Annotated in this window: 17 protein-coding genes and 1 other RNA gene; 9 read left to right on the top strand and 9 right to left on the bottom strand. The window is 64.0% G+C overall.

The window, feature by feature from the left end; genetic code table 11:
- Positions 1 to 41: 41 nt before the first annotated feature.
- A complete protein-coding gene (locus tag ACQR1W_RS22255; RefSeq protein ID WP_434852793.1) occupies positions 42 to 1,394 on the bottom strand; it encodes a FecR domain-containing protein in 1,353 nt (450 codons plus the stop codon).
- A gap of 475 nt (positions 1,395 to 1,869) precedes the next feature.
- On the opposite strand from ACQR1W_RS22255, the gene ACQR1W_RS22260 reads away from it, so the two are divergent.
- On the top strand, positions 1,870 to 3,120 hold the full coding sequence (locus tag ACQR1W_RS22260) for an extensin family protein (RefSeq protein WP_434852794.1): 1,251 nt from the start codon (positions 1,870 to 1,872) through the stop codon (positions 3,118 to 3,120).
- A 190-nt stretch (positions 3,121 to 3,310) separates the two neighbouring features.
- On the top strand, positions 3,311 to 3,553 hold the full coding sequence (locus ACQR1W_RS22265) for a hypothetical protein (RefSeq protein ID WP_434852795.1): 243 nt from the start codon (positions 3,311 to 3,313) through the stop codon (positions 3,551 to 3,553).
- Positions 3,554 to 3,581: 28 nt separating this feature from the next.
- Here ACQR1W_RS22265 and ACQR1W_RS22270 read toward each other — a convergent pair whose 3' ends face one another.
- Positions 3,582 to 4,196, bottom strand: a complete 615-nt coding sequence (locus tag ACQR1W_RS22270; RefSeq protein ID WP_434852796.1) for a class I SAM-dependent methyltransferase — start codon at positions 4,194 to 4,196, stop codon at positions 3,582 to 3,584.
- Between the two features lie 44 nt (positions 4,197 to 4,240).
- Complete coding sequence (locus tag ACQR1W_RS22275; protein ID WP_434852797.1) at positions 4,241 to 6,520, bottom strand: TonB-dependent receptor; 2,280 nt, start codon at positions 6,518 to 6,520, stop codon at positions 4,241 to 4,243.
- Positions 6,521 to 6,768: 248 nt separating this feature from the next.
- Between ACQR1W_RS22275 and nikR the strand changes: the two genes are divergently transcribed.
- Entirely contained in the window at positions 6,769 to 7,263 is a 495-nt protein-coding gene (gene nikR / locus ACQR1W_RS22280) for a nickel-responsive transcriptional regulator NikR (RefSeq protein WP_434852798.1), read from the top strand.
- Positions 7,264 to 7,300: 37 nt separating this feature from the next.
- Here the strand turns inward: nikR and ACQR1W_RS22285 are convergent, their stop codons facing one another.
- The 3 genes from ACQR1W_RS22285 to ACQR1W_RS22295 form a co-directional block, all read right to left on the bottom strand.
- Complete coding sequence (locus ACQR1W_RS22285; RefSeq protein ID WP_434852799.1) at positions 7,301 to 7,786, bottom strand: GAF domain-containing protein; 486 nt, start codon at positions 7,784 to 7,786, stop codon at positions 7,301 to 7,303.
- A gap of 140 nt (positions 7,787 to 7,926) precedes the next feature.
- Positions 7,927 to 8,904 (bottom strand): sensor histidine kinase, encoded by a 978-nt coding sequence (locus ACQR1W_RS22290; protein ID WP_434852800.1) that lies wholly within the window; start codon positions 8,902 to 8,904, stop codon positions 7,927 to 7,929.
- Positions 8,905 to 9,530: 626 nt separating this feature from the next.
- The gene (locus tag ACQR1W_RS22295) at positions 9,531 to 9,776 is read right to left on the bottom strand and encodes a hypothetical protein (RefSeq protein ID WP_434852801.1); all 246 of its coding nucleotides are present in this window, start codon (positions 9,774 to 9,776) and stop codon (positions 9,531 to 9,533) included.
- Positions 9,777 to 10,675: 899 nt separating this feature from the next.
- Between ACQR1W_RS22295 and ACQR1W_RS22300 the strand changes: the two genes are divergently transcribed.
- On the top strand, positions 10,676 to 11,182 hold the full coding sequence (locus tag ACQR1W_RS22300) for a bleomycin resistance protein (RefSeq protein WP_434852802.1): 507 nt from the start codon (positions 10,676 to 10,678) through the stop codon (positions 11,180 to 11,182).
- Between the two features lie 200 nt (positions 11,183 to 11,382).
- Here the strand turns inward: ACQR1W_RS22300 and ACQR1W_RS22305 are convergent, their stop codons facing one another.
- Positions 11,383 to 11,946 (bottom strand): hypothetical protein, encoded by a 564-nt coding sequence (locus tag ACQR1W_RS22305; RefSeq protein WP_434852803.1) that lies wholly within the window; start codon positions 11,944 to 11,946, stop codon positions 11,383 to 11,385.
- A gap of 392 nt (positions 11,947 to 12,338) precedes the next feature.
- Here ACQR1W_RS22305 and ACQR1W_RS22310 point away from each other — a divergent pair, with 392 nt between their 5' ends.
- Positions 12,339 to 12,482 carry a hypothetical protein gene (locus tag ACQR1W_RS22310; RefSeq protein WP_434852804.1) on the top strand — a complete coding sequence of 48 codons (144 nt, stop codon included), beginning with the start codon at positions 12,339 to 12,341 and terminating at the stop codon, positions 12,480 to 12,482.
- Positions 12,483 to 12,917: 435 nt separating this feature from the next.
- Here ACQR1W_RS22310 and ACQR1W_RS22315 read toward each other — a convergent pair whose 3' ends face one another.
- Positions 12,918 to 13,556, bottom strand: a complete 639-nt coding sequence (locus ACQR1W_RS22315; RefSeq protein ID WP_434852805.1) for a TetR/AcrR family transcriptional regulator — start codon at positions 13,554 to 13,556, stop codon at positions 12,918 to 12,920.
- A gap of 167 nt (positions 13,557 to 13,723) precedes the next feature.
- On the opposite strand from ACQR1W_RS22315, the gene ACQR1W_RS22320 reads away from it, so the two are divergent.
- The 3 genes from ACQR1W_RS22320 to ACQR1W_RS22330 all read left to right on the top strand — a co-directional run bounded on the left by ACQR1W_RS22320 (position 13,724) and on the right by ACQR1W_RS22330 (position 18,871).
- Positions 13,724 to 15,052: an HlyD family efflux transporter periplasmic adaptor subunit gene (locus tag ACQR1W_RS22320; RefSeq protein WP_434852806.1), complete on the top strand. Its 1,329-nt coding sequence runs from the start codon at positions 13,724 to 13,726 to the stop codon at positions 15,050 to 15,052.
- Positions 15,053 to 15,132: 80 nt separating this feature from the next.
- Positions 15,133 to 16,725: a DHA2 family efflux MFS transporter permease subunit gene (locus ACQR1W_RS22325; protein WP_434852807.1), complete on the top strand. Its 1,593-nt coding sequence runs from the start codon at positions 15,133 to 15,135 to the stop codon at positions 16,723 to 16,725.
- 328 nt (positions 16,726 to 17,053) lie between these two features.
- Positions 17,054 to 18,871, top strand: a complete 1,818-nt coding sequence (locus ACQR1W_RS22330; RefSeq protein WP_434852808.1) for an ABC transporter ATP-binding protein — start codon at positions 17,054 to 17,056, stop codon at positions 18,869 to 18,871.
- A 113-nt stretch (positions 18,872 to 18,984) separates the two neighbouring features.
- Here the strand turns inward: ACQR1W_RS22330 and rnpB are convergent.
- Positions 18,985 to 19,419, bottom strand: an RNA gene (rnpB, locus tag ACQR1W_RS22335) — RNase P RNA component class A.
- Between the two features lie 140 nt (positions 19,420 to 19,559).
- On the opposite strand from rnpB, the gene ACQR1W_RS22340 reads away from it, so the two are divergent.
- Positions 19,560 to 19,910 (top strand): YciI family protein, encoded by a 351-nt coding sequence (locus ACQR1W_RS22340; RefSeq protein ID WP_434852809.1) that lies wholly within the window; start codon positions 19,560 to 19,562, stop codon positions 19,908 to 19,910.
- Positions 19,911 to 19,918 lie beyond the last annotated feature (8 nt).

Below are 19,918 nucleotides of genomic sequence, written 5' to 3' on the forward strand. Positions count from 1 at the left end.
GACATCGATTAGCGCCGCTATCGGAGGCCGCCTAACGCGGGTCAGCGTGGCTCCGGCTGCCGCCCGTGCTTGGGGGCTGGGCGCTTGCGCTGCGGCGCCGGTCGCGGCGGTTGGGCTGGCCGCTGTAGCTGCGGTGCAGGCCGCGCCCCGGCGCCGGGATGCGTTTGTGCTGGAGGCGCTTGGATTGGCGGCGCTGCGGGTCGCGCCGCAGTGGTCGGTTGCGGCGGCTGGCCCTGTTGGCCTTGTCGGCCCGGCAGCGCCGGCGGCTGTGGTTGGCCTTGCCGCGATGGCTGTCCCTGCGGATTGTTCTGTCGCTCGCCGCGGCGGTCATTCGGCTGGTTCTGCTGCGGCCGGCTCGGCTGCTCCGGCTGGTTCTGCGGTGGACGCGCGCCGGGCTGCTGCGGCTGGCCCTGCCGGTTGTTTGGTGTCGCGGGCGGCTGCGCGCCCGGACGATTGTTGTTCTGGCCGGGGCCGGTATTCGGCCGCTGCGGTGCCTGCGGCGTGCCGCGGTTCGGCGCGAGGCCGGGATTGGCTCGGCGGAAGGCGCGCTGCTCGGTGACGATCTGCCGGCCGACGCTTTGCGTCGTATGCACCTGCCGCACAAAGCCCTGGTCACGCTGGATCTCGCGGGCGGCGATCACCATCGGAACGGCGGCGAAGCGGGCGCCGACGGCGCCCGGGCGAATCGAAAAGCCGCTTGAGGCCGTCGTCAGGGCGCCCAGCCGCGCACCGTTGCGGTCGTTGACCTCGATATGCCCGACGCGTCCGTCCGCATCGGGATAGAGCTTGATCGCGACGTTGTTGGTTGCGCCGGCCGCGGCCGAGGCGTTGTCGGGCACGTCGACGACGCCGGTGGTGCCGCGAATGCCGAGCGTGGCGGTCGGCGTGTCGATCTTCATGTCCCCGGTCTTCGCCACCGCTGCCGCGACGAAGGCGACGGTGCCGCGGCCGATATTGAACACCGCGCTATTTTGTTTGCCGCCGTCTTCATAGACGTAATTGTCGATCGTGATCCTGGCATTGGCCGACAAATGAAACGTGGTGCCGTCGTCGAAGGTGATGCCGAGCGAGGAGGCCGCCGAGGTCTGCACGACGTCGTTGAGGAAGATGTCGTCGCGCAGCTTCAGCGGCAGCGAATCCTTGTTGCGGATCACGGTGACGGTGCCGCTCAGCGCAGCGACATTGCCGATCGGCTCGGTGCTCGCAGGGGCGGCGACATTGTCTGGCGATGCGGGCGGAGTGGCCGGTTGCGTCGGCTGGGCCTGCGCCACATGTGTGCCGGCCGATGGCGTCGTGGCGGCTGCCGATGACAGCGACGGCGCCGCGCTTGCGGGCGCGCCGAGCGGCAGGGCGCCAAGCAGCCAGGTTGCGAAGGCAAGCCGTAGGATGTTCACGATGAATCCGCTGGGGACGGCGAGGGAAGGGCGACGCGCCGATTTCAGCGGGGCACGGCTGAATGCATGATGAATGCGATCGGGCCCGGCCGATGGCCGAGCCTTTATGAAGGCCTAGCATCAAGGACCTGCCTGCTCAGCCGCCGCGCTTCCAGGTCTGGCCGCCGCAGAACAGGCCGCGGCGAACGCGTTCAGCGCAGAATGAGATCAACTTTGCTTGTTCAAAACAGGCCGAGCACAATGGCGCCGACGAATGCAAACGCGAGATAGGCGGCAACCATACTCAGCCGACCGGCGACGGTCATGGCAAGGGCTCCAGGATTCCCCGTCGATTTCGCAATCGATTTGACGATCATAGCGGATCGGGGGCGGCAAAAAAGACAGCCGCGCTGCCAGTTCCGTAGCGCGATCGGTCGCGCGGTATCAGCACACGGCATTGATAAGTCTTTAAGCAAATTGCCGCAAATCTCTGGGCATGACGCGCGGAGTTCGTTTGTATCTCGTCGGCTCCATCGTCCTTGTCTCGCTTGCGGGTTGCGGCCGTGGATTCTTCCAGGAGCGCGAGCCGTGGCGGGCCGAGGCCGAGATCGCCTGCCTGAAATCCGGTGCGGTGAAGGAGAGCGCCGAGATCGTGCGCATCGAGCCGATCACCGGCCCCGGCATGTGCGGTGCGGATTATCCGCTGAAGGTGGCCGCGCTCGGCGAGGGCACGGCGTCCTACGGCTTTGCCGACGAAGATTTGCGCCCGCCGGCGCCGATCGGCAATCAGCCACGCTGGCCGATCAACCAGCCGCCGGCCACGTCGCCGCCGCCCTATCAGCCGTCGTCATCTTATCCGTCATCGCAACCCTATCCGGCGCGGCCACCCACTCCGCAGGCGTCTATCCCGCCGTCGTCCTATCCACCGCCCGCCGGCTATCCCAATGACACCACCCGGCAGCCGGCCTACGCGGCGCCGGCGAGCGGACCGCTGTCGCTCAATCCACCCGGGATGGAGCCGGGCGAGGACGACATCAACCTGCCGCCGGAAAGCGCGCCGGGCGCCTATCCGCCGGCACAGGGAGCGCCGCTGCGGCCCTATGGCCAGCAGCCCGAGGCGCCGCGGCTCGGGCCGTCGCGTGGCGATGTCGTCGGCGCGGTGGGGCCAGTCGCGGTGAAGCCGACCGCGACCTTGGCGTGCCCGATCGTCTCGGCGCTTGACCACTGGCTCGCCGAGTCCGTGCAGACCGCCGCGATGCGCTGGTTCGGCGCGCGCGTCGTCGAGATCAAGCAGATCTCGGCCTATTCCTGCCGCGGCATGAACGGCAATCCGAGCGCCCACATCTCCGAGCACGCGTTCGGCAATGCGCTCGACGTCGCCGCCTTTACCTTGGCCGACGGCCGGCGCATCACCGTGAAGGACGGCTGGCACGGCCTGCCGGAAGAGCAGGGATTCCTGCGCGATGTCGAGGCCGGCGCCTGTCAGCAATTCACCACGGTGCTGGCGCCGGGCTCCAATGTCTATCACTACGATCACATCCACGTTGATCTGATGCGCCGCGCCAGCCGCCGCCTGATCTGCCAGCCGGCGGCGGTGTCGGGCGAGGTGGTGGCCGCGCGCGCGCAGCAGCACCGCTATGGCTACGGTGCGCGCGATCCCGATCTGACGAGTTCGATTCCGAGCCGCAAGGAGGCCCGCTCGAAGCGGGGGCGGAATAACGAGGAGGACGAGGCCGAGGACGACTGAAGCATATGCTACCGCTGCCTCGCGCCGTGCTGCATCGCCTTGGCGCGACAGCGCAAATCCAATGCGTTCGAAGGCTGGTTAATCTCTCATTTACCAGATCCGCGGTCTGCCTTTGGCCGACACTAGACCTGCCACAGTCGCCAGGAACAAGGCGCGCGGGGTGATGTTGCCGCGGGGGTTGGAGGCGCATATGGCAGGGTATTGCATCACGGCGCTTGGCGCGGGCTTCGCAGTGGGGACCGATGACGGCGCTGTCTTGATCTGCAGGACGATGAAGCTCGCGCGACGTGTCGTGGCCGATGCCGAGCGGCTGGAGCGGACGCCGCCGCGCGCGCGTCCACAGCGCGCGTCATGCGCCCGCCATGAAGCTCCGGCCGAGGCTGTCGACCTTGCCGAACTGGAGGAACTGGAGCTGATGTGGCGCACCGCGTGACGCATGCGCGGTGTCGCGCGTTGCCAACTCAGCTGCGGCGGAAGCGGCTGAACTGGAACTGCTGAACCGAATCCCATGGCGTGCGATGGGCTTCAGTGCAGCTGTCGAGCAGCTCGAACGACGGGCCGAGCGTGTCGGCGAGACTTTGCGCGTCGTAGCGCTGCACCAAAAGGCCGCTGCATTTCTCAGGGCCATCGAGCGCGAAGGTGCCGATGATGATCTGCCCGCCCGGGACCACGGCCTCGCGCATCCGCTCGACATAGGCGCGGCGGTCGCGCTCCTCGGTGAGAAAGTGAAACGCCGCCCGGTCGTGCCAGATGTCGTAGCGCTGCTGCGGCATCCATGTCGTCACGTCAGCTGTGATCCATTCGACCTTCGCTCCGGCGGCGCCGAGCCGCGCCCGCGCCGCCTCGAGCGCCGCTGCGGAGATGTCGAGCACCGTGAGCGCGCGATAGCCGGCAGCCAGAAGCGCATCAACCAGCCGCGAAGCGCCGCCGCCGATATCGATGAGGCGCGAAGCCGGCGCGGCGTTGGCGTCGCGGATCAGGCGCAGCGAGGTCGCCGGGTTGTCCTGATACCAGCTGACCTCAGTCTCGGCCTTGCTGGTGTAGACGGCCTGCCAATGCGAGGTGCGGTCGGACATGAGTTGCGTCCGGCTTGGGGAGCGGGCGCGCAGAATAGCACGTTTCAGAACGTGCCGGCCACCGTGATCCGAAATGTCAGCGGCTCGACCGGATGCAGCACGCGGTCCATCACGCCGTTCTGGCACACTTGCGTCGGCACCGGCGTTGCCGGCGGCGTGACATAGCACTCCTTGTAGAGCTGGTCGGTCGGAATCAGCGAGCCATAGCCGTAGGCGATCTGGTTGGCTTTGGTGTTCAACAGATTCAGCACGTCGAGCTGGATGCGCCAGCCATTGGCGTCGCGGAAGCCGACGCGGCCGTTGAAGATGCTGGTTGCGGTCGAGCGGAAATAATTGTCCTCGGTGAGCGGCGTGGAACCGAGATAGCGCCAGCGCAAGGCCCCAAACCAGCCGGTCTTTTCGCCCAGCGTGATGCCGGCGGACGCCACCATCGCTGGCGCGTTGGGGATGTAGTTGCCGGGTGCGTTGCCGAGCTGGGCTTCCGGAAAGCCCGCCAGCGACGCATAGGTCGCCGCCTGGCCGCTGTCATAGCCGACGAAGCGCGCATGGGTCATGGCGAGGTCGGCGTCGATGTCGATCCAGGACGCCGGGCGATAATGATTGGTCAGCTCGAAGCCGTAGCGGCGGCTCGGCCGGCTCGCCTCGGTGTCGCCGGCATCGCCCGAGAACAGGATCTCGGAATCCTGATTGAGCATGAACAGACTGAGCGAGGAATCGAGCCCTGGCACGATCCGCGTGCGCAGGCCGACCTCCGCGCCCTTGGTGCGGACCAGCAGCGGCGAGGAGTCGAGCCTGGTTCCGGGATTGTTCGGATCATCGGTCGTGGTGGCGCCGCGGGCGTCATTGCTGTGCATGCCATAGCCGGCGCCGAGGAAGAACTCGGTCTTGTTGAACGGGCCGATGGTCATGCGGAATTTCGGGCTGCCGATGCCGGCACTGGCATCCCCGGTATTATTGCCGTCGAACAGCGAATAGACGTGCGCCTGATAATAGTCGCCGCGATAGCCGACCGTGGTGCGCAGCCAGTCGGTCCATTTCACCGAGTTCTCGACGTAAACGCCGACCGAGCCCTCGCCGACCTTGTCGCTTCGGACATTGCTGAGGAACGCCCGTTGCGCCGTGTAGCTCAGGGCCAGCGCGATGTCGTCATAGCGCGTCTGCACGCCGAACGTGGTCTGCATCGGCAGGCCGGCGAGGCTGCCGTCGAGCGTGCGCGAGGCATTGGCGCCGAGCATCAGCCGGTCGTCATGCTGGTGGAACTGGTCGCCGGCCTGCTGATCGCGCAGCACATAGGTGAAGTCGTTGTAGAGATCGAGCTGGCTCTTCACCACATAGGCATTGGCCTTCCACGAACCCACGTCGTCGGTGCCGGCCATGCGGCCGGAGAGCGCGAAGCGGTTGGTCTTGCCGCCATCGCTCGGGTCGAGCGAATCGTAACGGCCGAGCTGGCCCGACGTGATCGCGCGCTCCGGCACCTGGTCGGTCGAGGTCCAGCGGTTGGCATAGGCCATGCCGGTGATCGAGAGGCCGTCGGTCGCGGTGCCCTGGCTGTAGCGCACCAGACTGTTGAGCTTCTGCATGTCGTCGGGCGTGGTCCAGGGCCCGTCATAATGTGCCGCTTCGCCGGCGATCAGCAGGTTGCCGTTGCCGACCTTGCTCGAATCCATCGCGAAGAAGCGGCGATAATCGAAGCTGCCGGCGGTGACTTGCGCGATCGCCTTCGGCACGCTGTCGATCAGGCCGATATGGACGCTGCCGGCCGAGGCGAAGTCGCCTTCGTCGGCGAAGTAGGGGCCCTTGCGCACGTCGAGGCGGCCGATCGTCTCCGGCATCAGCCAGTTCAGGTCCGCATAGCCCTGGCCATGCGCGTGCGTGCGCATGTTGGCCGGCACGTCGTCGACATAGAGCGCGAGGTCGGTGCCGTGGTCGAGATTGTAGCCGCGCAGAAAATATTGGTTGGCTTTGCCCTCGCCGGAATGCTGCGTCACGATCAGGCCGGGCACGGCCTCGAGCACCTCGCCCGGCCGCGTGGCGGGGCGCGCATTGATCTCCTCGCCCGAGATCGCGACTTCGCTCGCCATGCTCTGGCCGAGCGACGGGCCGGAGGCGACATTCGGTGCGCCGGAGGCAGCGGCTGCCGACTGCGACGGCGCCGGAGCGGCGGCGGTGTGACGGGCCGCGGTCGATGGCTGGCGCTGCGCCTGGCGCTTGATCTGGGGCTTCGGCTTGCTGCTGCGCGCAGGCGCGTCCACGTTGACTTCAGGCAGCGTGGCTGCGGCCGCCACCGGTTTCACCGGCTCCGCCGCGCTCTGTGCGCACGCCATCCCGATCTGCTGGGCGACTGACAGCGTCAGCAGACCGGCTCCCAACCCACGTAAACGCATTCCCCAACACGCCCCACAGTTCGATGCGGGCATGCGCCATCGTTCGCCGCCGGCCTCGCACAGCCCTCGGCGAGATCGCTTGGATCGCCCGCTTGTCGAATGTTAAAGAACGCTACGGTGACGCCGGTATGATGTCAATGTGAAAAGATCATACTGCTGCCCCAGAGGCCCGCCCGGGAGAGACCTGCATGCAACGCCTGACCATCACGATCGACGACGACCTGTTGGCCGACGTCGACGACTTCATGGCGCAGCGCGGCTACGCGAACCGCTCGGAAGCCTTTCGCGACCTGTTGCGCGGCGGGCTCGAGCGTGCCGGCAGCGAGGGCACCGAGAGCCGCAACTGCATCGCGACGTTGAGCTATGTCTACGATCACGCCGCGCGCGAATTGCCGAAGCGGCTGACGCAGGAGGCACATGATCATTCCGGGCTCGCGCAGGCGACCTTGCACGTGCATATCGACCACGAAAGCTGTCTCGAGGTCACCGTGCTCAAGGGCAAGAGCACCGAGGTGAAGGCGTTCGCCGATCACGTCATCGCCGAGCGCGGCGTGCGCCACGGTCATGTGGTGATGATGCCGATCGAAGCCGTGCAGTCTCATTCTCATTCCCACGACCATTCGCATGATCATGATCACGGCCATGCACATGGTGGGAAGGGCAGCAGGAAGCAGGGCGCCTGAGGGCGCACGCGAACATGCGGTCCGTCGGGGTTCCGCGTCAGCGCTGCGCTCTCAGCCGCACCAGCTCATTCGCAGTTCTCTGGGCCAGTATTGCGATCCGCTCGAGCTGTGCATCCATCGGCCTGGCCACACCATGGGTCGAGAGCATGCCAAACAGCGCTCCACTCGACGAGATGAGCGGGGTGGATTGGACCGACGAAAAACCATCTTGGTCGCCAACGTCACGCAGAGCCGGGAAGCGGTGATCCTCGTGGACGTTCTCGACCAGGACAGCGCGCCGCTGCAACAGCGCGCGTCCGCAGGCACATCCATCAGAGCTTCTGACACGCTGAAAGGCAGTCAAGAACCGGATCGAGAAGCCGCGATGAGCAACGATTTCCAGGCACCCCGCCTGCCAGTCGACGAGCTGGATATTGCCCTGCTTTTGCCCGGTGATCGCAAGGGCCTCTTCCAAGGCCGAATTCAAAACGAACGTCTCAGACTTGGCGCTCATGGTCGCCTCCCGGGTGGCAGCAGCGATCATACCAGGATTCGACAGGCGTCACCTGCAGCCTTTGAGGCTTCCGCTTGGTGAGAATTTCGCGGCTTCGCCACCGCGTGGGCGGTTCATGAGCGCAGCGACGTGCATGGCCTGAGTCCCCGGATACCGTTTTCAACAGTCGGTCAGGCCAATCTCTCGATCGGAAGGCTGACGATGGTCTTGCATCCCGCGTGGTCGGCATCACGTCTCAATTCACCTTGCATCTGAGCCGCCAAGAGCCGCACCAGACGCGATCCCATGCCCTGAGACGGCTCTGGAGGACAACCCACGCCATCGTCCTCCACCACCAGCTCGAGACCGGTCGTGTGACGCGACAACGTCACCTTGACCGTGCCTCCCCGGTCCTGGGGAAAGGCATATTTGAAGGCGTTGGTCACGAGCTCGTTGACGATCAGGCCGATCGAAACCGCATCCGACGAACTGACCTCGACGCGCGCTAAATTGACGACAACCGCAATCGGTCGCACATTCCGCAGCATGTCGCCGAGCGTATGGCAAAGGTCTTCGAGATAACCGGCGAGCTCCACGGTGCCGCCGTCCTTGTCGCCGCGCAGCCGCTCTTGGGCGCGCGCGATGACAGCCACTCTCGCCACCGCTGCTTCCAACGCGCTTCTGATCTTAGGGTCCTTCTGAGCCCTGGCCTGCAGCTTCAGGACAGATGAGACCATGAAGAGATCATTCTTGGTCCGATGCCCGAGCTCTTCCAGCAGCAGGCTCTTCTGCGCTTCCGCGCGACTCAATTTGTCGATCGCCCGGCGCAAGGCCTCCATCACAGCCGAGATGGCGAACCCGACACCGACGAAGATGCTCAGCGGCACAAATTCGCGGATGTCGAGGTCGAAGCTGCCGGCCGGTTCGATGAACAGATAGATCGCAATCAGCGCGCTGACGATTGTCGCGAAAAATCCCGAGCCCCGGTCGAACAGCAGCGCCGACAGGAACACGGCGGGAATGAACAGGAGCACGGGATAGTGTTGCAGCTCCTCGGCGAGCGACAGACGGAGCAGCGTGGCAACGCCCACGATGACGAGCGTGCCCAGGTATCGCACCGCAACGGAGTATCGCTCCCGGGGCAGGAGCGCGATGAGCCGATTCTCCATGCCGACTCATGCGCGACCGCCTCCGGGGGTTCCAATGGAAGGCTCGGCCCATGTCGCCATGGTATCACGGTAGATAAAGGCATAGGACAAGTGCGGTGCTGAGGCAGATCGACCACCGAACTTGCCTCGATGCCACTGCGTTGAACGGCAGGGAGCACCCAGGTCGAAGACGGTTTGCGTGGGTCGGCTTGCTCCGCCCGATCTACAAAGCTGATCCGCGGCGCACGTGCCGTGGATCCGAAGTCCCGGGATGCTAGGGCACATTGACGTGCGGCATGGGTTCGGTCGGGCGCGGCACAAAATCCTCTTGGTGCTGCGCGCGGGCTGCCAATATCATCGTAGCGGCAAGCAAGAGAACCAGGAGGCCTCGCATCTCAGCTACCAATCAAGGCATGGCCACCATGGTGGCGAGGGCGGCCGGGTCGTTTCCCGGACCACCGGAAGCAACATAAAGCGCAGCAAGCGCGATAGCTGCGAGCAGAGCGTATCCCGCAATGATCCAGCCGTCATGGTTCCGCGCGACCTGCGCCGGAGATGTCGAATGAACGAACCCTGCAATCGCCATGTCGAACTCCTATGAATATCAGTCGGGATGGAAAAGCTGGTTCTTGCCGTCTCGTGAACCGCTAGTGCTTTGACAGCACGTCAGAGCGCACGGAGGCATGTTGTTCTGTGCCGCTTGGCGGCGTCACCATCTGACGGATGGCTATCGCTGTCGCGCCTCCCAAGAACAGGCAGAGATAGAAGGCCAGAACACACCTTGCCCAACGCCGGTGAGTAATTTCGTCTTCGCGACTGCTTCCCGGAGGTTCGTCGCTGATGTGGCTGGCGATGTGCGCAGAATCTTGACTGAAAACATCGAGAACATCCATGAGCGCGGCTCCTTGGAATGTGAGAGCCCAATGACGGGCAAATACGATGTCGCTAGTTAATGGTTCTTGGCCCGCACGGACCTCGAAAAGGCGTTTCGCAATGAGCAGTTCGGTTTTGCACTTGTCAGAGTAGCGAAGCAGCGTTGCTGCTGCATGACCGGCAGGTCGAAAGGCGCCTGCCGCCCGTGTCGGTCCATAGTCAGATACGCAACCTGGCTGATGGCCCCTGGCGATAGGATCCACATACACTCGCACAGGCATCGACGACTGAGTTGGGATCGAGTTGATTTGGCTTTGAGCTAATCAGCCGCGCGCAATCTAGCAGCGCGGCGGCCTGTCGCTGTAAAGCAATTCACATTTTTGAGTCACGAGTTGGAGAGTGAACTAATGCGCTCGGCTCCTCCACTCCTGTACGGTTTTCGAAAGCCGGTGACCAAGCACCGATGAGTATCGCACGGTCTGTCGATCTGCAGCGGCTTCTGGTATTTTCATGCCGATCAAGCTGCTTTTCCTCGGACCGAGCGGACCCAAGTCATCAGAGAGCTTGATCAGACGAGGTCCGGGTTTCCTCGTTGAGGGTCTAGCGCAGATCATGGAAGAGCCATGGACACGATCAGCGCGATCACTGTCCTGGCCACCGGGTTTCGGGCACAGCGACACCTGAACGTTAGCAGCCGAGTGATGCTTGCGATGGGGCGACCCGAATTGAGCAGGACAGTTCAGATCCAAACTACAAGTCGATCATGTCGGATGTGTATGCCTTGCGACGGGGTGTTCGTAGTCGAGTGACGTTTCCCAGAAGAGTTATTGGATTGCATACGCTCTTCAATTTGATATTCCGGTGAAGAGCGGGCCGACAAGCTGGTCGGACATGAAATTAGCCGCCGGGTGATCCCAAAATGTCTCAATCGTTCCTTTCAGATCCTGTCTCTCGTGCGACCTCCGATAGCATGGGGAATGCGCCGCAAGGCGGCTGGGCCGATCTTGTCCCTGAACTCAGCGTCTCGAACCTACAAGACAGCCTATCGTTCTGGCGGGATCTGCTTGGCTTCGAAGTCGCTTATGATCGCCCAGCTGCCAGATTTGCATATCTCGTGCGGGGACGTTTGCAGGTGATGCTTTGCGAGCTCAACGGGCGCTGGGAGACGGCGGCGATGGAGCGTCCGTTTGGACGAGGCATCAACTTCCAGATGGTCGTCGATCGCATCGCGCCGATCCTGAAGGCTCTGGAGAATGCAAATTGGCCGCTCTACGAGCAACCGAGCGAAACCTGGTATCGGGTCGGGGACCAGGAATACGGACAGCGTGAATTTCTCGTTCAAGATCCGGATGGCTACCTGATGCGCTTCGCCGAACGCCTGGGGGTACGCAAACCTTCCCCAAGCCGACCTTCCGGCAGCGAGTAGCTCGCATGAGCGGAGCGACATGCGGGCAGAATCCCAGGTAGGCTTCGCCTATCCGGGCTACGACCGCCTTGCAAAGCACCACGGCATCATCTCAGCAGGAGCGCATCGACCGACGGACTGAGGTCCGTCATCAAGGTGGGCAGAGCCCGTCGTTTTCGGCCGGCGCCTCTGACCCGAGGCTGTCATCAGCGACAAAAGTCTCAACTTGGATAGCCGATCTCAGCAATATCGTCGCGGAGTGCCGCGACACTGCAGGTCGGATTAAGAGAGGCTACTATCTCTTCGGTCAGCGTGCGGTGTTCGTACACGGCGATCACAGCCTGTTGTGACACTTCGGTCTCGTAATATTCAGTGGCCCAGCGCCAGTACGTTTTGGGTAGGCAATCAAGAATTTCAAGAAGATGCGCCGAACCATCGCTGTCTTCGGCTTCGGGCAGCTCAATCTTTGCACTCGACCATGCTGGTTCGTCGGAAAGGCGCCACATGCAAAACGTGACGTACTCGGGGGAGAACGCAGGCTCACGGCTAAATGCCGCGAAGTGGTGAGGCAGAGCGCGATAGAAACGTTCACTAGGCAGTCCTAGTGATGCCGCTGCGGACTCATGGTCAAAGCCTTTGATGAAGGTTCCGTGACAGTTGAACGCTGCAAAGAACTCATCGCCCTGACCGTTTCGCATGGAGCCAACCATTTCTCCTGCGGCCCAGTTGGAGTTGAATGAGTAGTAACGATGCTCCCACTGAGGGCAGATAATCGTGTCAAGCATCGCCACAGACTGAAGCAGTCGCTTTAACGAGAAGACGTCAGGTAACTGATGCATGTTCCTTGTTGAGGGTCCTGGCATGTCCTTGCTTCAGGGTAAGAGTTCGATTGCGCTCTTGCGCTGGAGAAGGCCACAGTTTGACTCGACTGGCAACGTGCTCAACCAGCCTGGTGCCGACCAGGGTGATGTCCGCCCTCGCGTGGGTGGCGGTCGCACAAGCAGGCTGGTTTTGCCCGCTCTGAGACTCGCGCGGGAAATATCCGCCAAAACGCGAAGTTCGACTGCAGTTTCAACGCGAGTCGGCCTGTCCAGTCCCCCGGCGAAAAATATTCTTGTTTCGTATTTTCAGAAATCGTGGTTGTCTATCGGCATCCCGCCTCACTTGCGGAGGGGCGTTGCGCGCGATCGTCACGACACGCGAGGCGGGGAGCGATGGCCGCGGCGAGCCGGAGCGTATCTTTGATGCGCTGACGAACGGTGTTGCTGCGGACGTGAAGTCGCAGCGTCCTGACACCCCGACGCTGGTGTCCTCGCGCTGATGCGTCAGCATCATGCGCGACATGGTGGCCAGAAAGCCCGGCGCACCAGGGAGACTGCGTATAAGCGTGAAGACCATCGCGCAGGGAATGCCGGTTGATCGGCAGCACCTGTGGTACCTGCCGCCTGCATTTTTTTCGCAGGCGGGCCATGGGTGAGGCCTTCACCCGGCATTCCCTGCGCCCTCCATCTTTCGAGGGTGATCCATCTGCGAAGCTCGGGCGTAGTCCGCCGCGAGAGGGAGAACGTGTGCCTTGTCGAGTTTACGGCGCTGCTGCTTTGACCTCCGCCGTCATCGTCCGCGCAAGCGGACGATCCAGTACGCCGCGCTCTATCGATTCAATCACTGTGGTCTCTGGAATACCGGGTCGTCCGGTCAAGCCGGACGACGACAGCGTGGGACCTGCCAACAGCGTTCGTGCGGCTCTGTCTGGCCCTTATCCCTTCACCCCATATGCCGCCAGAAACATCCGGATCGCGCTGTCAACGACGGCGCGGATGCGTTCGGGCGAGGGGGCAGGGGCGGCCTGGAAGATGAACGGCAGGAACAGCGTCGCCTGGCACATCAGCTGGAATTGCGACGCCGCGAGTTGGCAGTCGTCGATCGCGAGCTCGCCGGCCTTCACGCGCCCTTCGAGATAGCCGGCGAGCCGGTTGATGGTGCCCTCCAGCACGCGGTCGTAATAGCGGCGGCCGACATCCGGCATCCGCTCGGCAATCGCCATTACGGTGCGAATGGCCGAGCCGCCGCCGGGGCGGCAGATCAGCGCCAGATAGGCTTCGCCGAACCCGGCGAGATTGGCGGCGACGTCCTGGGCCGGGTCGAACTTGAAGATCGCCGCGCCCTGCTGCAGCGATTCCTCCTCGACGATGGCCTGGAACAGCCCGCATTTGTCGGTGAAGTAGACGTAGAGCGTGCCCTTGGAGACGCCGGCGGCGCGGGCGATCTCGCCCATGCTGGCACCGTCAAACCCCAGATCCATGAATACCTTACGGGCGCCGTCGAGGATCTGGCGCCGTTTCGAGGTCTCCTCCTCACCGAGGATGCGGACAGTGTCGGACTGGGCTTCAATCATTGGTTCAGCGTCTTTTCAAAGATTCTGGCGGGCGAAAAGGTCCCGAAAGGATGTGATTCCCTAGTTTGCACGTGCGAATATCTATATTGACCGAACGGTTCGGTCAATGCTAATGTCATCGTCGGACCGAGAGCGGGCCGCATTTTTTGAGCGTTCAGGAGTGTCTTATGGCCGCAGCGAGAGATCAGGCTGCACGTGCGCGTCGTCCCGAGCCGGAGGAGGCCGCGGAGCCTGTCGCGCGCGAGTCTGCGCTCGGCGAGCAGCTGCGCAACCATGTCAGCGACGAGAGCAAGCGCCATGCTCCGGACGCTCCGAACGAGACCCCGGCCGGCAGCCCGCCTCAAGCGACTCCGCCCGCGGGGCAGCCGCAGGCCGCCAACGGGACTGCGCCCTCAGCGCCGGCGAAATCGGGCAAGCGCAAGCGGGTGATGATGGGCATCGGCCTTGTGCTCGCGCTCGCCGCTGCCGGTTATGGCGTGCATTATTATCTGGTCGGACGCTTCCTGGTCTCGACCGATGACGCCTATGTCCGCGCCAACAACACCATGCTCGGCGCCCGCGTGTCCGGCCATATCGTCGACATCCTGCCGCGTGACAACGCCGTGGTGAAGAAGGGCGACGTCATCTTCCGCATCGATGACGGCGACTATCGGATCGCCGTCGACGCCGCCCGCACCAAGATCGGCACGCAGGAGGCGACGATCGCCCGCATCGGCCGCCAGGTCGCCGCGCAGCAGAGCGCGGTCGAGCAGGCGCAGGCGAATCTTGCGTCCGCCGAAGCCGGCCTGAAGCGGGCCGGTCTCGACTATGATCGCCAGCAGGCGCTGAGCACCAAGGGTTTCGCCTCGCACGCCATCTTCGAACAGTCCGAAGCCGCACGCGACCAGGGCGTCGCCGCGGTGAAGGCGGCGCAGGCGGCCTATGATGCCGCGCGCGACAATGTCGAGGTGACCAAGGCGCAGCAGGCCGAAGCGCAGGCGCAGCTTGCGGAATTGAAGACCTCATTGGCCAAGGCCGAGCGCGACCTCGATTTCGCGACCGTGCGTGCGCCGGTCGACGGCACCTTCTCCAACCGTCTGGTCAACACCGGCGATTTCGTGTCCGTCGGCCAGCGGCTCGGCAACGTGGTGCCGCTCGATGACGTCTACATCGACGCCAACTACAAGGAGACGCAGCTCAAGCGCGTCCTTCCCGGTCAGCCGGTGACGATCAAGGTCGATGCCTATGGCTCGCGCAAGTTCAAGGGCACGGTCGACAGCATCGCGCCGGCAGCGGGCTCCGTGTTCACGCTTTTGCCGCCCGACAACGCGACCGGCAATTTCACCAAGATCGTGCAGCGGCTGCCGGTGCGCATCCGTGTGCCGAAGGCGGTCGCGCAGCAGAACCTGTTGCGTGCCGGCATGTCGGTCTACGTCACCGTCGATACCACCGACGGCGCCAAGGATGCCGACAGCGAGGAAGACCTGGACTCGCCGATGATGATCCATCCGCAGTGATGGATTGCACCTCTCCCCGCACGCGGGGAGAGGGGGCGCACCTCCTGCTGAGCTGGACCGCACCTCGAACCGAACACACCATGGCCAACGCGACGACAGCAAATCTCACCATGATCGCAGCGCCGGATGCGCCGTCCGAGCACGTGGCGCCGCGCCGGCTGATCGCGTTCCTGATCATGGTGTTCGGGATGTTCATGTCGATCCTGGACATCCAGATCGTGTCGGCCTCGCTCACCGAGATCCAGGCCGGGCTGTCGGCAAGCTCGAGCGAAGTCTCGTGGGTGCAGACCGCCTATCTGATCGCCGAAGTCATCGCCATTCCGCTGTCCGGCTTTCTGTCGCGCGCCTTCGGCACGCGGCTGCTGTTCGCGATCTCGGCGGCCGGCTTCACCATGTCCAGCTTCCTGTGCGGCTTCGCCTCGACCATCGAGGAGATGATCGTGTGGCGCGCGCTGCAGGGCTTCCTCGGCGCCGGCATGATCCCGACCGTGTTCGCCTCGGCCTACACGGTGTTTCCGCGCTCGAAGTTCTACATCGTCGGCCCCATTATCGGGCTCGTCGCCACGCTCGCTCCCACCATCGGTCCGACCATCGGCGGCTACATCACCGACGCGATGTCGTGGCACTGGCTATTCTTCATCAACATCCCCCCGGGCATCCTGATCACCATCGGCGTGCTGGCGCTGGTCGATTTCGACGAGCCGCATTTCGAGCTGCTCGAGCATTTCGACTGGTGGGGCCTCCTGTTCATGGCCGGCTTCCTCGGCTCGCTCGAATATGTGCTGGAGGAGGGGCCGCAATATGAATGGATCCAGGATACCTCGGTCGCGATCTTTGCCGCGGTCTGTATCGTCTCGGCGGTGGCGTTCTTCTGGCGCGTGCTGACGGCGCGGGTGCCGATCGTTGACCTCTACGCCTTCGGCAACCGCAATTTCGCGGTCGGCTGCCTGCTGCAGTTCTGCATCGGCATCGGCCTTTACGGCCTCACTTATATCTATCCGCGTTATCTCGCCGAGGTGCGCGGCTACAGCGCGATGATGATCGGCGAGACCATGTTCGTCTCCGGCGTCACCATGTTCCTGATGGCGCCGATCGTCGGACGGCTGATGCTGCGCTTCGACATGCGCTACATCATCGCATTTGGTCTCGTCGTGTTCGCGCTCGGCTCCTATCAGATGACGGGCATCACCCGCGATTTCGATTTCTGGGAGCTGTTCGTTCCGCAGGTGTTGCGCGGCGTCGGCATGATGTGCGCGATGGTGCCGACCAACAATATCGCGCTCGGCACGCTGGCGCCGGACCGGGTGAAGAACGCCTCCGGCCTGTTCAACCTGATGCGCAATCTCGGCGGCGCGGTCGGCCTTGCCGTGATCAACGAGGTGCTGAACGACCGCACTGATCTGCATATCAGCCGGCTGCATGACCGTGTCACCTGGGGCAATGCCACCGCGGTCGAGACCTTGAACATGCTGCAGCAGCGGCTGCAGGGCATGGGCGATTCCGCCCTGATGGCGATGAAGCAGCTGTCGCAGATCGTGCACCGTCAGGCGGTCGTGATGGGCTATGGCGATGCGTTCTTCATGCTGACCTGTTTCTACATCGGCCTCAGCCTGACGGTGATGCTGTTGAAAAAGCCGAGCTCTCCGATGGCCGGCGGAGGCGACGCCCACTGAGCACGCACGCGCACGTGATCTTGGCGGGTTGCCAAATCATACCGCGACGTATATAGAACGGCGATTGTCGCTCGAACCGGGGAGATTTGCATGGATATGTCGCATCTGCAGATCACCTGCCCGCGTCCGAAGCTTGCGCTGGGTTCCCGCTCATTTCGTTGAGCGCTGCTGCACCCCGCTTCGACCGAGATCAAGTTCATCAAGCTGATCGCGGCCGCCGCACTTCCCGATAAGTCACTGATTGTTCGCATGATGCGTGCGCGGTCTTTGCCGCTGGCACGTCTGCATTGAGATGGAGCAGGCCCGCGCTGCGTGGCCGGATGATGCCATGACCATTGAGATCACCAAATTGAAAGCCAAGAAGCGGCCCGCCGCCATCCGCGTCGTGATGCCGTTCGTGTTCCGGCACTGGCTGAACCAGCCGGGCATGACGCTCGCCATCGCCGTTGGCTTGCTGGGCGCGACGGTTGCCGACCTGTTCATGCCGGTGTTCTCCGGCAGGTTGGTCGACGCGCTGACATTAGGCCCGGTCGATTCCGCCGCGCGGCGGGCTGCGCTCACGGCCTTCGGCGCCATCGTCGCGTTGGGCTTCGCCTCGATCGTGCTGCGACTCGGCGGCCTGCAACTGATCGTGCCGTTCACCTTGCGCATCATGTCGGATGTCGCGCGCGACGCCTTCGTGCGCGTGCAGCGCTTCTCGACCGACTGGCACGCCAACAGCTTCGCCGGCTCCACGGTGCGCAAGATCACCCGCGGCATGTGGGCGCTCGATCTCTACAACGACACCATCCTGCTGGCGCTGTTGCCCTCGCTCGCCGTGCTGATCGGTTCGATGGTGCTGCTCGGCCTGCATTGGGCCTCGCTGGGTGCGGTGATCGCGGTCGGCGCGGTGCTTTATGTCGCGATGACGGTCGCATTCTCGACCCGCTACATCGCGCCGGCTGCCCGTGTCTCCAACGCCTGGGACACCAAGGTCGGCGGCACGCTGGCCGATTCCATCACCTGCAACGCGGTGGTGAAGTCGTTCGGCGCGGAAGCGCGCGAGGATGACAGGCTGGACCGCGTGATCAGCCGCTGGCGGCGGCGGGTGAACCGGACCTGGCTGCGCTACAACACCACGGCTGCGGTGCAGCTGGGCGTGCTGCTCTGCCTGCGCGCCTCCGTGATCGGCGGTTCCGTGCTGCTGTGGATCGCAGGACGCGCCTCGCCGGGCGACGTCACCTATGTGCTCACCAGCTATTACGTCATCCATGCCTATTTGCGCGATGTCGGGATGCACATCAACAACCTACAGCGCGCCGTCAATGACATGGACGAGCTGGTTGCGATCCACGAAGAGCCGATCGGCATCGTCGATGCCGCCGATGCCAAGCCGATCAGCGTCACCGGCGGGCACATCGTGTTCGACGAGGTCACGTTCCACTATGGCGGCCATCGCGCACCGCTGTATGACCGGCTGGCGGTTGACATCCGTCCTGGCGAGCGCATCGGCCTGGTCGGCCGGTCCGGCTCCGGCAAGACCACCTTCGTCAAGCTGGTGCAGCGGCTCTACGACGTCACTGGCGGCCGCATCCTGATCGACGGCCAGGACATCGCTCACGCGACGCAGGACTCGCTGCGCAGCCAGATCGCGATCGTGCAGCAGGACCCGATCCTGTTTCACCGCTCGCTTGCGGAGAACATCGCCTATGGCCGGCCGGGCGCGAGCCAGGCCGCGATCGAGCAGGCGGCGCAGCTTGCCAACGCGCATGACTTCATCATGCGGCTGCCCAAGGGGTACGGCACCCTGGTCGGCGAGCGCGGCGTGAAACTGTCGGGCGGCGAGCGGCAGCGCGTGGCGCTGGCACGCGCCTTCCTGGCGGATGCGCCGGTCCTGATCCTGGATGAGGCCACATCGAGCCTGGATTCGGAATCGGAGGCACTGATTCAGGAGGCGATGGAACGGCTGATGAAGGGGCGGACGTCGATCGTGATCGCGCATCGCCTTGCCACCGTGCGCAGCCTCGATCGGATCCTGGTGTTCGATCGCGGGCGGATCGTCGAGCAGGGCAGCCACGCCGCGCTGGTTGCGCGGCCGGGCGGCCTCTATCGCGCCCTGTTCGAGCGGCAGGCCACCGAGATCGGCAAGCTCTCGGCGGTCGTGTAGGCAGGACGAAGGCCGACTTCGCTGCTGGCGATGCCGAAGTTGAGATGCCGAAGTTGATAAGTGAGGCAAAATGGCGAGGGGTCCGGCGCTGGTGGCGCCGAACCCCTCGTGAACATATCAGCCGGCCTGTAAGCCGGGTTCTGTAGGGCACCGACCGTGCTTGCGCACGGGCGATACGTGACGGCCATTCCTCTGGGATCACGCTTGCGCGCAACCTCGAGCAACCTACCCGGACGGCGAGCCTGACACCGCTTCCGCAGGCGTTGTCGTTTTCACGAACTGCCCGCGTTGCCGTCCCTATTCGGTCTTGCTCCCGGTGGGGTTTACCATGCCGGTTCCGTTGCCGGACCCGCGGTGCGCTCTTACCGCACCTTTTCACCCTTACCACGCCAAAGCCCATATGGACGAGGCGGGCGGTTCGTTCTCTGTGGCACTGTCCCTGGGGTCGCCCCCGCCGGACGTTATCCGGCACCGCATGTCGATGGAGCCCGGACTTTCCTCCCCGGCGGCCTTTCGGCACCTGCCGGAGCGGCCGTCCGGCCGACTGACGGCTCTTGCATGGGGGCTCAAGCCGCGGGCGTCAAGTCGTCGCGAACCGCCGAAAATAATTTATCCTGAAATTGTCGTTTCAGGCGTGCGCCATTCGACCGAATGTCGGCAATCCAGCCGATCACAAGGAGCAAGCCCCATGCAGTATCTGCTGATGATCTATCAGAACGAGGTCGAATACGCGAAGCGGCCCCCGGCCGAAGCCGAGAAAACGCTCGCCGAATATCAGGCCTTCACCCAGTCCATCATCCAGAGCGGCAACTTCAAGGCCGGCGACCGGCTGCGGCCGACGACAACGGCAACAACGGTGCGGGTCCGCGATGGCAAGCTCATGACCACCGACGGTCCGTTCGCGGAGACGCGCGAGCAGCTCGGCGGCTACTATCTGGTCGAAGCCAAAGATCTCGACACCGCGATCGGCATTGCGGCGCGGATTCCCAGCGCTCGGATCGGCTCGATCGAGGTGCGACCGATCTGGGTATACAATTAGACAGCTCT

Origin of the sequence: Bradyrhizobium sp. HKCCYLS1011, from assembly GCF_051167795.1 — a bacterium.
GTDB lineage: Bacteria > Pseudomonadota > Alphaproteobacteria > Rhizobiales > Xanthobacteraceae > Bradyrhizobium.

Coding starts and splice junctions, on each gene's coding strand:
- ACQR1W_RS22325 (WP_434852807.1), top strand. CDS start 15,133: ATGGCCAACGCGACGACAGCAAATCTCACCATGATCGCAGCGCCGGAT.
- nikR (WP_434852798.1), top strand. CDS start 6,769: ATGCAACGCCTGACCATCACGATCGACGACGACCTGTTGGCCGACGTC.
- ACQR1W_RS22285 (WP_434852799.1), bottom strand. CDS start 7,786: ATGATCGCTGCTGCCACCCGGGAGGCGACCATGAGCGCCAAGTCTGAG.
- ACQR1W_RS22340 (WP_434852809.1), top strand. CDS start 19,560: ATGCAGTATCTGCTGATGATCTATCAGAACGAGGTCGAATACGCGAAG.
- ACQR1W_RS22320 (WP_434852806.1), top strand. CDS start 13,724: ATGGCCGCAGCGAGAGATCAGGCTGCACGTGCGCGTCGTCCCGAGCCG.
- ACQR1W_RS22295 (WP_434852801.1), bottom strand. CDS start 9,776: ATGGATGTTCTCGATGTTTTCAGTCAAGATTCTGCGCACATCGCCAGC.
- ACQR1W_RS22330 (WP_434852808.1), top strand. CDS start 17,054: ATGACCATTGAGATCACCAAATTGAAAGCCAAGAAGCGGCCCGCCGCC.
- ACQR1W_RS22290 (WP_434852800.1), bottom strand. CDS start 8,904: ATGGAGAATCGGCTCATCGCGCTCCTGCCCCGGGAGCGATACTCCGTT.
- ACQR1W_RS22265 (WP_434852795.1), top strand. CDS start 3,311: ATGGCAGGGTATTGCATCACGGCGCTTGGCGCGGGCTTCGCAGTGGGG.
- ACQR1W_RS22270 (WP_434852796.1), bottom strand. CDS start 4,196: ATGTCCGACCGCACCTCGCATTGGCAGGCCGTCTACACCAGCAAGGCC.
- ACQR1W_RS22315 (WP_434852805.1), bottom strand. CDS start 13,556: ATGATTGAAGCCCAGTCCGACACTGTCCGCATCCTCGGTGAGGAGGAG.
- ACQR1W_RS22305 (WP_434852803.1), bottom strand. CDS start 11,946: ATGCTTGACACGATTATCTGCCCTCAGTGGGAGCATCGTTACTACTCA.
- ACQR1W_RS22275 (WP_434852797.1), bottom strand. CDS start 6,520: ATGGCGTGCGCACAGAGCGCGGCGGAGCCGGTGAAACCGGTGGCGGCC.
- ACQR1W_RS22300 (WP_434852802.1), top strand. CDS start 10,676: ATGTCTCAATCGTTCCTTTCAGATCCTGTCTCTCGTGCGACCTCCGAT.
- ACQR1W_RS22260 (WP_434852794.1), top strand. CDS start 1,870: ATGACGCGCGGAGTTCGTTTGTATCTCGTCGGCTCCATCGTCCTTGTC.